This is a genomic window from Pleomorphomonas sp. NRK KF1 (assembly GCF_023721755.1).
Taxonomy (GTDB): domain Bacteria; phylum Pseudomonadota; class Alphaproteobacteria; order Rhizobiales; family Pleomorphomonadaceae; genus Pleomorphomonas.
In genome coordinates this window covers 80,506-94,544 of record NZ_JAMDLH010000003.1, presented here as the reverse complement: position 1 = coordinate 94,544, position 14,039 = coordinate 80,506, and the positions used below count along the sequence as shown (strand labels likewise).

Here is a 14,039-nt window from a genome sequence, read left to right as displayed (position 1 = left end):
GGAAATCAGATCATGACCAAGACCAAGAGAGACCGTCAGTTCCGTCCCGTCCCCGTGCCGTCCGTCGTGCTCGGCGGTCTGTTCGGCGCCCGCCAGGATGCCGTCTGCGAAGCGACGGCCGAAACCCTGCTGGACCGCTGCATCCAGGCGGGCATGCTGAAGGCGATCGACGTCGACCAGCCAAGCCCCGGCGTCGTCATCCCCTATAATTCGATGAGCCCGACCGTGCCGGCCACCGAGCACAAGGCCATGGTCTCAACCCAGATGTTCTGGGACAGCGATCTCGGCAAGTCGATCGAAACGGTCGCCTACTCGCTCTATCGCAAGCCCAATCCGAAGCTCGAAGCGCGCGTCGACGCCATCGTCGACCTCTACGGCAAGCTGCAGCGGGAAGACGGTTATCTCAACTCCTGGTACCTGCGCGTCGTGCCCGGTCGCGAATGGACCAACCTTCGCGATACGCATGAGCTCTATTGCGCCGGCCACCTGATCGAGGGCGCCGTCGCCTATTATCAGGCCACCGGCAAGCGCAAGCTGATGGACATCATGTGCCGCTACGTCGACCATATCATCGACAAGTTCGGGCACGGTCCGAACCAGATCGCCGGCTATTGCGGGCATGAGGAGATCGAGCTGGCGCTGGTCAAGCTCGCCCGCGTCACCGGCGAGCAGAAGTACATGGACCTTTCCAAGTATTTCATCGACGAGCGGGGAACCGAGCCGCACTATTTCGACATCGAGGCCCAGCGCGACGGTCGCGATCCCAAGAATTTCGTCTTCGGATCCTACCATTACAACCAGTCGCACCAGCCGGTGCGCGAGCAGACGAAGGTCGTCGGGCACGCCGTGCGCGCCATGTATCTCTATTCGGGCATGGCCGACATCGCCACCGAGTACAGTGACGACACGCTGACCTCGGCGCTCGAAACGCTGTGGGACGATCTCGTCACCAAGCAGATGTACGTCACCGGCGGCATCGGGCCGGCGGCGGCCAACGAGGGCTTCACCGATTACTACGACCTGCCGAACGAAAGCGCCTATGCCGAGACCTGCGCGTCGGTCGGCCTGGTGTTCTGGGCCAACCGCATGCTCGGCCGCGGCCCCAACCGCCGCTTTGCCGACATCATGGAAGTCGCGCTCTACAACGGTTCGCTCTCCGGCCTGTCGCTCGACGGCAAGACCTTCTTCTACGAGAACCCGCTCGAAAGCGCCGGCAAGCATCACCGCTGGGTGTGGCACCGCTGCCCGTGCTGCCCGCCCAACATCGCCCGTCTGGTCGCCTCGGTCGGCTCCTACATGTATGCGGTCGCCAAGGACGAGATCGCCGTGCATCTCTATGGCGAGAGCTCGGTCAAGGCCGAGGTGGCCGGCACCAAGATCGAACTCAGCCAGGCCACGCGCTATCCATGGCACGGCGCGGTGCGGCTGTCCCTGAAGGTGGAAAAGCCGACGCGCTTCGCCATCTCCCTGCGCATACCCGGTTGGGCCAAGGGCGCCAAGCTGTCGATCGACGGAGGCGCTGTCGACCTCGATTCGGTCATGGTGGATGGCTACGCGCGCATCGAACACGAGTGGACCGGCCGCGAAGTCATCGACCTCGAACTGCCGCTGATCCCGCGCGCCCTCTGGGCCGATCCGCGCGTTCGTCAGGATACCGGCCGCTTCGCGCTGATGCGCGGGCCGCTGGTCTACTGCGCCGAAGGCGTCGACAACGGCGATGGCCTCAACGCGCTCACCGTCACCGGCGATCCGGCACGCGCCAGCGAAACCGTGGTGGAAGCACTCGGTGGCGCCGTTGCGCTCGACATCGAAGCGACGCGCGACGTCAGCACCGGGTTCGACGGTTCGCTCTACCGCGAGACGCCCCCCGCGACGGAGCCCGCCAAGGCGCGCTTCGTGCCCTACCACCTCTGGGACAACCGCGAGCCCGGCGAGATGCTCGTCTGGATGCGCGGTGGTTCGAAGAAGACCGGAGCGTGAGGACCATGGCCGACACTGGCGTTCAACTGACCGAGGTGCGCAAGAGCTACGGCTCGATGGAGGTCATCCACGGCGTCAACCTCTCGATTCCCGACGGCGCGTTCGTCGTGTTCGTCGGGCCGTCGGGCTGCGGCAAGTCGACCCTGTTGCGCATGATCGCCGGCCTTGAGGAGGTGACCGACGGCGAGATCGCCATCAAGGGTCGTGAGGTCACCGATGTCGATCCGTCGCAGCGCGGCATCGCCATGGTGTTCCAGAGCTACGCGCTCTATCCGCACATGACGGTTCGCGACAATCTGGCCTTCGGCCTGAAGATGCAGCGCACCGACAAGGCGGTGATCGACGAGCGGGTGGCGGCAGCGGCCGCCATCCTGAAGATCGAGCAGCTTCTCGATCGCCGCCCCGGCCAGCTTTCCGGCGGCCAGCGGCAGCGCGTCGCCATCGGCCGGGCCATCGTACGCCAGCCGGAGGTGTTCCTGTTCGACGAGCCGCTCTCCAACCTCGATGCCGAGCTGCGCGTCTCCATGCGCGTCGAGATCGCCCGGCTGCACCGCGAGCTCGGCAACACCATGATCTACGTGACGCACGACCAGACCGAGGCGATGACGCTCGCCGACGTGATCGTCGTGCTGCGCGATGGCCGGGTGGAACAGGCGGGATCGCCCCGCACGGTCTACGAAGACCCCGACAACGCCTTCGTTGCCGGCTTCATCGGGTCCCCGCGCATGAACCTGCTCGATGCCGTCTGGCGGGGCGAGGGCAAGGTGGAACTCGGAGGACGGGCCGAAGATGCGCCCATCGCCGGCGCCGGATTGACGCCGGGCGACAAGGTGACCTTCGGCCTCAGGCCGGAACACCTGATCGTCGGCGCCGCCGGCGGCATCGAGGCGCGCGTCGACGTGCTCGAATACCTCGGTGGCACGCGCTACCTCTATTGCCAGCTCACCGACGGACAACCGCTGATCGTCGAGTATCGGGACGGGCCGGACGTCCGCTCCGGCGACACCATCACACTCGGCTGCCCGTCAGATCGACGTTACATATTCAACGAAGGCGGCTTACGCATCCGCTGACCTCTCCTCCAGACTCCAAGAGGCAACTCGGCCCGCGCTCCCCCTCGCGGGCCGTTTTTTCGTCGCCACGACGGGCAGGACGAATTGCGATGATTGTCATCTTTCCTGTTCGGTAACCCCAATTTATTCTAATCGTCTCGAACGAGGTGCTGGAACCAAACCGGTCGTCGTCCGTCGCGTGAGTTGGAAGGGGCGTTTCATGCGGGCCAAAGGGAAGAGATTACCCCCGACGACCGCTCGCCTCGTGGCCGTAGCGGCGGCATTGCTTTCCATTCCCTTGTTGCCGGGCAAAGCCATCGCCTTCGAGCTTTTCGGCCATCGATTCTTCGAAGCGGAGCCCGACCCCGACATTTCCCCCGACGCCCAGCGCTACACCGTGGCGATCGATACGGTCGGCGCCGACGACGACCTGCACGCGGCGGTTCTCGCCGCCTCGGCTCTGTGGTCCGGCCGCGACGAGACGCCGCCGCCCTCGACGGCCGCCTTCCTCAGTCGCGTCAATGCCGAGTATGGCCGCATCACCGCCGCCCTCTACAGGGCGGGCCGTTACGGCGGCACCATCGAGATCACGATCGATGGTCGCGATCCCGATTCCATCGCTCCGGATTCGACCTTGCCGCAACCGGTGAAGGTGGCGATGCGCGTGACGCCGGGCCCGCTTTTCCGCTTCGGCAAGGTGGAGATCACCGGCGCGCCTCCGCTTGGGGCGGAAGACGCCGACTTCAAGAAGTCGACGCCGGCCGAGATCGGCCTTGCCGTCGGCGAGCCGGCGCGAGCCGGCGCAGTGACCGGATCGGAGAAGCTGCTGATCGACGCCTGGCGCCGGCGCGGACACCCACTTGCCAGCATCGTCAAGCGCGATACCGTCGCCCAACACGATACGTCGACGCTCGACGTGACCATCACGGTCGATCCCGGTCCTGCAGCCACCTTCGGGCCACTGGCGGTCACCGGCACCAGCCGCATGAACCCCGAATACACGGCATGGATGACCGGCATCGAGCCAAGCACGCCTTATGATCCCGCCGCCATCGAGCGCGGACAGAAAAACCTCCGACGGCTGCAGGTGTTCTCCAGCCAGCGCATCGAGGAAGCCAAGGCGCTCGGCCCGAATGGCGAGCTACCGCTGACCCTCAACGTCGCCGAGCGACCGCTCCGCGTGTTCGGCGGCGGCGTCAGCTATGCCACGGAGGATGGCGCCGGCCTCGAAGCCTACTGGCAACACCGCAACCTCTGGGGACATGCCGAGTCCCTCAGGCTGTCCGGCGCGGTAAACGGCATTGCCGGCGTCGACCCAAAAGATTTCAACTACGACCTCTCGGCCACCTTCACCCGCCCGGGCATCATCACTCCGTTCACCGATCTCACCGCCGAGCTGGGTGCGACGCGGGAAACGCCCGACACCTATACCGAGACGGCGATCACGGCGAAGGTGGGCCTGACCCACGCCATTACCGAGCAGCTTTCCGCTTCGTTGGGTCTCGGCGTTACTGCCTCCCGCGACGAAGACTCCCAAGGCACCGACAAGTTCCTGTTCACCGGCCTTCCGCTCGGCCTCATCTATGACAGCCGCGACGACAAGACCGATCCGCACGAAGGATTCGACGCCAAGGCGAGCCTCGAACCCTTCTACGAGGCCAACTTCGGCAACGTCGGTGCCATCGTCGACGCTTCCGTCGCCTCCTACTGGCCGGTCGATAGCGAAGGCCGCTTCGTCATCGCCGGGCGGCTCGCGGCCGGCTCGATCCTCGGCGCACCGATCGACGAGATGCCCAATGGCCGCCTGTACTATGCAGGCGGCGGTTCTTCGGTCCGCGGCTATGCCTATCGCAGCCTTGGGCCGGAGGAAAACGGCTCTGTGACGGGTGGCCTGTCGCATCTCGAAGGCTCCGTCGAACTGCGCGCGAAAGTGACCGACAGTTTCGGCGTGGTCGGCTTCGTCGATGCCGGCAACGCCTTCGCGTCGAGCTACCCGGATTTCTCGGAAGGGCTGCGGTTCGCTGCCGGCGCCGGCGTCCGCTACTATACCGGTCTCGGGCCTGTGCGACTCGACGTGGCGCTACCGCTCGATCCAAAGCCCGGCGACTCCACCTTCGGCCTCTACATCGGCCTCGGCCAGAGCTTCTGAGGAGGCGCACGTGAAGATCAAAGCCGCCCTCCTCGCCCTTACCGTTCTGGCCCTCGGTCCGCTGGCCCTGACGCTCGCCGGAGCGCAAGAAGACGACAGCGCCGAGAAGGGCGCCTTTGTCCGATTCGTCGAAGAGAAGATCTCGACACCCGACCGCAAGATCGAACTCGGGGCCATCGACGGGGCGCTGTCGTCTGACGTCCGCCTCGCCTCGATCACCGTGTCCGACCGCGAAGGCGCATGGCTCCGGATCGAAGGCGTTCACCTCGTCTGGAGTCGGCTGGCGCTGCTGCGCGGAACCCTCGACGTCGACAGCCTGGAAGCCGAGAAGATCGAGGTCGTCCGCAAGCCACTGCCCGCGGAGACCGTCGACCCGGCGGCGAGCGAAGGTTTCACCCTGCCGGATCTGCCGGTGGCGGTGAAGGTCGGGCGTCTCGCGGCCCCCAACGTCGTCCTCGGTGCTCCGGTCCTCGGAGAAGAAGCCCACCTCTCGGTCACCGCGTCCGCCAATCTCGCCGATGGCTCGCTCGACGCCAACCTGTCTGTCAGCCGGACCGACAGCAAACCTGGCGAACTGTCGCTCAAGGCGGCCTATGCCGCCGAGACCAAGGCGCTCGACCTCGACCTCAAGGCCGACGAGCCGGCGGACGGCGTCATGGCGACCCTCCTGAACCTGCCGGGCAAGCCGTCGGTTGGCTTGACGCTGAAAGGCGCCGGCCCGCTTGACGACTTCGCCGCCGACCTGACCCTGGCCACCGATGGGGTCAATCGACTGGCCGGCCGCACCACCATCGCCCGCGACGGCGATGGCTATCGCTTCGGCTCGGCGCTCAGCGGCGATCTCGCTGCCCTGGCGCAGCCCGATTACGCGCTCTATCTGGCCGGCCGCTCGACGCTCGATCTCTCGGGTCGCGTCGACGATGCCGGACCGATCACCATCGACAAGCTGGCGCTCGCCGCGCCGGTGCTGACGCTGCAGGGCTCGGCGGCGCTCGCCGCCGACCACTTCCCGACGGCCATCGACATCGACGGCCGCCTTGCGGGCAAGGACGGTGCCCTGCCGCTCGGCGGCGCGGGCGCCACGACACGGCTCGGCGAGGGGCGGCTGCGCTTTTCCTTCGGACATGGCGGTGCCTGGAGCCTCGAGCTCGCTGCGGAAGGGCTGTCGACCCCGAGCTTTGGTGCCGGTTCGCTGGCGATCAATGGCCGCGGCGCCGCCGCCGATCTTGCCGACGCCCAGAAGCGCCGCATCGACTTCACGCTCAGCGGCGGTTCGAACGGCCTTAGCTTCACCGATGCCGTCGTCGGCGCGGCAGTGGGTGGCGAACTCTCCTTCTCCGGCTCCGGGAGCTGGGCGGCCGGCGTACCCCTGACCATCGACGCCCTGAAGCTGGCGACCCCCACCGCCGAGGCGTCGTTTGCAGGCAAGGTGGAAGACGGTCGCGTCGAAGGGCAGCAGACACTGTCCACCCCATCGCTCGCGCCATTCTCCGGGCTTGCCGGCCGACCGCTCGAAGGCAGCATCGAACTGGCTGCCAACGGAACTCTCGTTCCCACGACCGGAGCCTTCGACCTGACGCTGGACGGCGAAGCTGATGCACTTGCGGCCGATATCTCCCGGCTGGACAGCCTCCTGTCCGGCGCAACCAAGCTGACCGGTCGCGTTGCCCGCGACACGTCGGGGCTCAAGCTTCAGAACCTAAGAATCGCCAACCCGGCGCTGACGCTGACCGCCGATGGCAACTACGCCCTTGAACGTACCGACGTAACGGCAACGCTGACGTTGCCGGACGTCGGCCTCGTCGAGCCGAAAGCCAAGGGGGCGGCCGGTATCATGCTGTCGGTTCGCGGCAGCGGAGGACCGCTTGATCTGGCGGCACGGCTTTCCTCCGATCGCCTGACGCTGGCCGGAAACGCGCTTGAGAATCTGGGTATCGATCTGATCGGTCGGCTCGATGGTGCCGACTTCGACGGCAAGGTCGACGGAACGGGCAGGCTGAAGGGCAAGCCTCTCGCGGTTTCCGCCGGCCTGAAGAGCACCGCCGACGGGAGCCGACGCATCGAGGATCTCGTCTTCTCGGTCGCCGACAGTCAAGTGACCGGCGATGGGACGGTAAGTGCCGACGGACTGATAACCGGCCGGCTTGCCATCGACTCACCCGATCTTTCGGCAGTGGCTCCGCTTGTCCTCGTCGATGTCGCCGGTCGCCTTTCGGCCGACGTAAGCCTTGCACCCAAGGACGGCCGGCAATCGGCCCAGGCAGACATCAAGGCGGCCAATCTTTCGGTTGCCGGCACCAGGATCGCCTCCGCCGATATCCAGGCGACCGTTGCCGATCTCCTCGGCGCGCCGAAGATCGACGGTCGCTTCACAGCGAAGGGTCTGGCGGCCCAGGCGGCGAGCGTGGCCAGCATCGACGGCACGGCGAAAAGCGAGGGCAACGCAACGGCCTTCAACGTCCGGGCCGACGGCTTAGCCGCGCCGCAGCTCACCGCGGCCGGCCTCTCCGGCTTTGCGGCGACGGTGTCTGGCCGGCTTGAAGGCAACAAGGTAACGCTCGCCAGCGCGAAGCTGACCGGCCCTGCCGGTCTCGGTGCCGAAGCCGCCGGCGTCGTTCCGCTTTCCGGCGGCGGTCTCGGCGTCGACGTCAAGGCGAACCTGCCACTCGCCTTGGCGCAGTCCTTCGTCGCCACGCGCGGAACACGGCTGACCGGGACGGCCAATGCGACCGTGAGAGTGTCCGGCAGCCTTGTATCGCCGGACTTTTCCGGGCGCGTGACGGTAAGCGGCGCCACGGTCGCCGATCCGCTGACCACCATGCGCCTCAACGCCATCGACGTGGCGCTCAAGCTCTCCGGCGACAGCGTCCGCATCGAGAGGGCAACCGGCACCGTCAAGGGCGGCGGCCGTGTTTCGGCCGAAGGCAGCATCGGCCTGTCGGCCGGCCTGCCCGTCGACGTTCGCGTCACGGCGGCCAGGGCCCGGGTCACCGACGGTCGAATCGTGACCTCCGATCTCAACGCGTCTCTCGCGGTTGGCGGTTCCGTGGCCAACGGCCTCATGGTCACCGGCAAGGTGGACATCGCCCGCGCCGAGATCACGGTTCCCGAAGGTGGTGGCGGGGCGCCGGCGTTGATCGATGTTCGGCACAAGAACACGCCAGCCGATGTGAATGCCACACTGAAGCGCATCAGTCAGGCTGCCGGCGGAAACCGGGCGCGTTCGGAGGGAGGCCTTTCCGTCGGTCTCGACGTTGCCGTCAATGCGCCGCGCCAGTTGTTCGTGCGCGGTCGCGGCATCGATGCCGAGCTTGGCGGCCAGCTGACGGTACGCGGAACGCTCGACAACGTGCAGCCAGTGGGCAAATTCACGCTGATCCGCGGCCGGGTTCAAGTGATCGGCCAACGGATCGATCTCACCGAAGGCACCGTGACGCTTCAGGGCGACCTCAATCCCTATCTGTCCCTGTCGGCGACAACGACGTCGGAATCGATTTCCATGACGGCTACCGTCGAGGGCTATGCCGACAATCCCAGCATCGTCCTCTCTTCGTCGCCTGAGCTGCCGCAGGACGAGATCCTTGCTCGCTTCCTGTTCAAGCGCTCGGTCTCGGATCTTTCGGCCTTGCAGATCGCCCAGTTGGCCGAGGCGGTGACCCAGCTCGCCGGTGGCGGCGACGGCAATGGCATTGTCGAACGACTGCGCGCCAGCGTCGGCCTCGACGACCTCGACGTGAACACCGATGCCGAGGGCAATGCGGCGGTGACGGCGGGCCGCTACATCACCGAACGCGTCTATCTCGGAGTCACGGCCGGTGAGGGTGGGCGGAGCGGCGTGTCGGTCAATCTCGACATTACCGACGACGTCAAGGCCAGGGCCGAAGCGACGCAGGAACAATCCAAGGTCGGCGTCTATTTCGAGAAGGAATACTGACCGCGCCGCGATCGGGACCAGAGGCCGCTTGACTTGATCTCGGCCCCTCGCCATCCCCGACAGAGATCAATGGCATCTCCGTAATCTGTTGGACGGATGGCCGATGGTGGCGCATCGTCCGCGGCGTTCCATTCTTCCGCTCGTTCGGTCGCCGCCAGAGGCACGACGACGTGGGCACCAAGGCGAGGGCAAACCATGCAGACCTACCAGATTCCCAAAAGCGACCTCTCGGTCTCCTCCGTCATCCTCGGCCTGATGCGCATCGCCAAAATGAGCGATGCCGAGATCCGGACCCTGGTCAACACCGCCATCGAGGCGGGCATCAACATGATCGACCACGCCGACATCTATGGCGGCGAGTTGCATCTTTGCGAAAAGCGCTTCGGCGAGGCGATGAACCTGACGCCGGCCCAGCGCGAGAAGATCGTCATTCAGAGCAAGGCCGGCATCCGCAAGGGCTTCTTCGACTTCTCCGAGGCCCACCTGCTCGAAGCCGTCGACGGATCGCTGAAGGCGCTCAAGACCGACTATCTCGACGTTCTGCTCCTGCATCGCCCCGATGCGCTGGTCGAGCCGGAAGAGGTTGCGTCGGCCTTTGACAAGCTGCAGGCGTCCGGCAAGGTGCGCAACTTCGGCGTCTCCAACCAGACGCCCGGTCAGATCGAGCTGCTGAAGACGGCGGTGAAGCAGCCGCTTCTCGTCAATCAGGTGCAGCTCTCGATCACCCACGCGCCGCTGATCGCCCAGGGCATCGCCATCAATATGGCCGGCCTCGAGCAGTCGGTCGACCGCAACCTCGGTCTCCTCGACTATTCGCGCAAGGAAGGCATGACGCTGCAGGCGTGGTCGCCGTTCCAGCGAGGCTTCTTCGACGGACCGTTCATCGGCGACCGCGAGAACTGCGCCGCCCTCAACGACGCACTCGACGAGATCGCCGCCGCCCACGGCGTGACGCCGACCGGCATCGCGGTGGCCTGGATCACCCGCCATCCCGCGAAGATGCAGGTCGTGCTGGGCACGACGCGCACCGACCGCGTCAAGGAATGCGTCGCCGGTGCCGGCGTGACGCTGTCGCGCGAGGAGTGGTACCGGCTGTTCACCGCCGCCGGTTACATCGTTCCCTGACCGCCTTTGGCCGGCGGCGGGACATGTGGCTCGCCGCCGCGCAATCCAGATTGCGAAAGGACAAGAGGATGAGCACCATCGATGCCGGCCTGTCCGGGCAGTTCAAAATCGGCGACCTCACGGTCAATCGCCTCGGCTTCGGCGCCATGCGCGTCACCGGAAAGGGCATCTGGGGGCCGCCCGCCAACCGCGATGCGGCGCTCGCCACGCTGAAACGTCTGCCGGAGATCGGCGTCAACTTCATCGATACGGCCGACAGCTACGGCCCGGACGTTTCCGAGCAGCTGATCCACGAGGCGCTTCACCCCTTCAAGGGCCTGCTGATCGCCACCAAGGGTGGACTCACGCGTGGCGGTCCCGACCAATGGACACCCAACGGCCGGCCGGACTATCTGATCGAGCAGGCCAAGAAGAGCCTTGCCAAGCTGGGCGTCGAGCGGATCGACCTCTGGCAGTTGCACCGCATCGATCCGAAGGTGCCGCGCGACGAGCAGTTCGGCGCGGTGCGTCGGCTCATCGACGAGGGCGTCATCGCTCACGCCGGCCTTTCGGAGGTCTCGGTGGCCGAGATCGAGGCGGCGCGGAAGGTGTTCCCCGTCGCCACCGTGCAGAACCGCTACAACCTGACTGATCGCGCCAGTCAGGACGTCCTCGCCCACTGCGAGGCGAACGGCATCGGGTTCATTCCCTGGTTCCCGCTGGCGTCCGGCAAGCTCGCCCAACCCGGCGGCCTCGTCGATCGCATCGCCAAGGCGCACGGCGCCACGGCCGGACAGGTGGCGCTCGCTTGGCTGCTCGCACGCAGCCCCGTGATGCTGCCGATCCCGGGCACATCGAGCGTCGCCCATCTCGACGAAAACGTGGCCGCCGCCGGTCTGAGACTCACCCCTTCGGAAATGGACGAGCTCGACGCCGCTTAGGCCTTACCTGCGAACGACTCCCAAACCGATGCGGCAGCGACACGGTTCGCTGCCGCTGTTGGCGTGGCGTGCTGTCGGGCCTTTCGCGCGGGGGAAGGATGGGGCATTGTCCGCCCCATGCTCAAAACCTTCTTTTCCTATTACCGTCCCTACCGAGCGCTGTTTCTGCTCGACTTCTGCTGCGCCGTCGTTGCCGGCTTGATGGAGCTCGGCTTTCCCTTCGCGGTCAAGATCTACATCGACCAGTTGCTGCCGTCGTCCAACTGGACATTGATCGTCGTCGCCGCGCTGGCTTTGCTGGTGATCTATCTTCTCAGCGCCGGCCTCAATGCCATTGTCGTCTATTTCGGCCACATGCTTGGCATCAATATCGAAACCGAGCTGAGGCGCCGCAGCTTCGACCATTTGCAGAAGCTTTCCTTCCGCTATTTCGACAACCAGAAATCCGGCCATCTGGTCGCCAGGTTGACCAAGGACCTCGAGGAGATCGGCGAGATCGCCCATCACGGCCCGGAAGATCTGTTCATCGCCGTCATGACCTTCATCGGCGCCTTCCTCCTGATGCTGTCGGTCAACGTCAAGCTGGCGCTGATCACCGCCGCCATCGTGCCGGCGGTCGCCTTCATCACCGCCCGCTACGGCGGCCGAATGACCGAGAACTGGCATCAGCTCTACGGGCGGGTCGCAGGCTTCAACGTGCGTATCGAAGAGAACGTCGGCGGCATGCGCGTGGTGCAAGCCTTCGCCAACGAAGACCACGAGCGCCGGCTGTTCGCCGTCGACAACTCTGCCTATCGGACCACCAAGCTCGCCGCCTACAAGCTGATGGCCGCCACCAACGCGCTGTCCTTCCTGTCGATGCGCCTCGTTCAGCTCGTCGTACTGATCGCCGGCAGCCATCTGGTCTTGACGGGTGACCTCACGGCCGGCGGCTTCGTCGGCTTCCTGCTCTTGGTCAGCGTGTTCTTCCGGCCGGTAGAGAAGATCAACGCGGTGATCGAGACCTACCCCAAGGGCATCGCCGGATTCCGCCGCTATCTTGAGTTCCTGGGCACGGAGCCGGACATTGCGGATCGACCGAGCGCCACCACCGCCCCAGCCTTCAAAGGCGACGTCCGCTTCTCGAACGTGAGCTTCAGCTATGGTGGCGACCGGCCACTGTTCTCCGGCATCAACCTCGATATCGCCGCTGGCGAGACGATCGCCTTCGTCGGCCCGTCGGGTGTCGGCAAGACCACGCTCTGTTCGCTGCTGCCGCGGTTCTACGAGGTAACGGAGGGCGCCATCTTCATCGATGGCATCGACATCAGGGACATGACCGTTGCCTCGCTGAGGCGGCAGATCGGCATCGTGCAACAGGACGTGTTCCTGTTCGGCGGCACCATCCGCGAGAACATCGCCTATGGTCGGCTGGACGCAACGGAGAGCGAAATCGCGGCGGCGGCCGAACGCGCACAGCTCGGCAGCCTGCTGGCCGAGCTCCCGGAGGGGCTCGACACCATCGTCGGCGAACGCGGCGTCAAGCTGTCCGGCGGCCAGAAGCAGCGCATCGCCATCGCCCGCATGTTCCTGAAGGACCCGCCGATCCTGATCCTTGATGAGGCGACGTCCGCGCTCGATACCGCGACCGAGCGTGAGATCCAGGCATCGCTGGCCGAGCTTGCCAAGGGCCGCACCTCTCTGGTCATCGCCCATCGGCTCAGCACCATCCGCAATGCCAACCGCATCGTCGTGGTCGACACCGACGGCATCGCCGAACAGGGCAGTCACGACGACCTCCTGAAGCGCGGCGGTGGCTACGCCCACCTTTACGCAGCGGGCGGCTGATCGGCGTCGTTCGCCGTCTCGGCACGCCAGCTGCGCCACAGATACCAGGCGGTGGCGGCGACGAGGAGGCCACCGAGAAGGAAGCCCATGGCGTTGCCGATCATCAAGGCGATATCGGCGATCTGCGTCGCGAAGGCATAGCCGAGCAGGCTGTAGCCCGCGCACCAGCAGAGAGCGCCGGCGACCGCGGTCAGCGTGAACGAAAGCCACGGCAAGCCGAGAGAGCCGGACAGGTAGCCCAGATAGGGACCGAGCGGACTGAAAACGGTGCGGCTGAGAAAAACAGCCAGCAACCCGTGTCGGTCGAGCAGCATCTGCGCGCGAGAAAACAGGCGATCGGCGCCAGGGCGACATCGGAGACGGGTGATCAGGGATCTGCCGCCGGTTCGAGCCAGCGCATAGGCGATCTGGTCGCCGACAACGAAGCCGGCGAGGGCCATGGCCTGGACCTGCCAGAGCACAAGGTCGCCGGACGCGGCGAAACCGCCTGCCGTCATAACCAGAATGGACGAAGGCACGGGCAGCGCAAGGCAGGATAGAAGTAAGGCAACCAGAACCAGCCAGCTTCCGTAGGTCGGCACCAGTGCCAGCAGCGTGTCAGTCATTCGTCTGCCCGCCGGCCGGGAACTCGCCTTGGCGTCCGTTGCGCCGCTCCGCCTCCAGCGCCGCCTTGGCGGCCTCCACACGCTTCTGCAACTCCTCGATTGTGACGTTCTGGCTCGCGGCCACCTGGTCCAGCGTGGTGTGCCGATGACCGGGTGCGAGCTGCATGATGTTCGCCACGACGTCTGGCGGCAACTCCCACGACTTCGCGACGTAACGTGGCGACATCCAGCCGGCAAGTTGCTGCTCTCGGTGGGCGGGATCGGCGAAATACAGCACTTCCGACACGAAGCGGCCGCCGAACCAGAGCAGGGCGACCAGCCCAACAGCCAGGACAACCGTCGGCCAGGGATGCCGCCGGAACAGAAACCTAAGGAAGTTCATGGCCCTTCTCTCCTCGCGGCGGGGCCGCCGGAGAGACAATGATATCAGACGGGCGGCGCCTCAGG

At 65.9% G+C, this 14,039-nt stretch carries 9 protein-coding genes; 7 read left to right on the top strand and 2 right to left on the bottom strand.

What is annotated here, in order from left to right; all coding sequences use genetic code 11:
- The first annotated feature begins 12 nt into the window (after window positions 1–12).
- The 7 genes from M4J39_RS09900 (at window position 13) to M4J39_RS09870 (ending at window position 12,987) form a co-directional block, all read left to right on the top strand.
- On the top strand, window positions 13–1,980 hold the full coding sequence (locus M4J39_RS09900) for a glycoside hydrolase family 127 protein (protein WP_251727682.1): 1,968 nt from the start codon (window positions 13–15) through the stop codon (window positions 1,978–1,980).
- Window positions 1,981–1,985: 5 nt separating this feature from the next.
- Complete coding sequence (locus tag M4J39_RS09895) at window positions 1,986–3,053, top strand: ABC transporter ATP-binding protein (RefSeq protein WP_251727681.1); 1,068 nt, start codon at window positions 1,986–1,988, stop codon at window positions 3,051–3,053.
- A 199-nt stretch (window positions 3,054–3,252) separates the two neighbouring features.
- Window positions 3,253–5,181, top strand: coding sequence for an autotransporter assembly complex family protein (locus M4J39_RS09890; protein ID WP_251727680.1), 1,929 nt, complete (start codon window positions 3,253–3,255; stop codon window positions 5,179–5,181).
- A 10-nt stretch (window positions 5,182–5,191) separates the two neighbouring features.
- Entirely contained in the window at window positions 5,192–9,115 is a 3,924-nt protein-coding gene (locus M4J39_RS23060; RefSeq protein ID WP_251727679.1) for a translocation/assembly module TamB domain-containing protein, read from the top strand.
- Window positions 9,116–9,310: 195 nt separating this feature from the next.
- Complete coding sequence (locus M4J39_RS09880; protein ID WP_251727678.1) at window positions 9,311–10,240, top strand: aldo/keto reductase family oxidoreductase; 930 nt, start codon at window positions 9,311–9,313, stop codon at window positions 10,238–10,240.
- Window positions 10,241–10,308: 68 nt separating this feature from the next.
- Window positions 10,309–11,160, top strand: coding sequence for an aldo/keto reductase (locus M4J39_RS09875; RefSeq protein ID WP_251727677.1), 852 nt, complete (start codon window positions 10,309–10,311; stop codon window positions 11,158–11,160).
- Between the two features lie 117 nt (window positions 11,161–11,277).
- On the top strand, window positions 11,278–12,987 hold the full coding sequence (locus tag M4J39_RS09870; protein ID WP_251727676.1) for an ABC transporter ATP-binding protein: 1,710 nt from the start codon (window positions 11,278–11,280) through the stop codon (window positions 12,985–12,987).
- Here M4J39_RS09870 and M4J39_RS09865 read toward each other — a convergent pair.
- Window positions 12,969–13,592: a DedA family protein gene (locus tag M4J39_RS09865; protein WP_251727675.1), complete on the bottom strand. Its 624-nt coding sequence runs from the start codon at window positions 13,590–13,592 to the stop codon at window positions 12,969–12,971. The two genes, M4J39_RS09870 and M4J39_RS09865, sit on opposite strands and share 19 nt — an antisense overlap.
- Window positions 13,585–13,974, bottom strand: coding sequence for a hypothetical protein (locus M4J39_RS09860; protein ID WP_251727674.1), 390 nt, complete (start codon window positions 13,972–13,974; stop codon window positions 13,585–13,587). The genes M4J39_RS09865 and M4J39_RS09860 overlap by 8 nt, the downstream gene beginning before the upstream one ends.
- Between the last annotated feature and the right edge of the window lie 65 nt (window positions 13,975–14,039).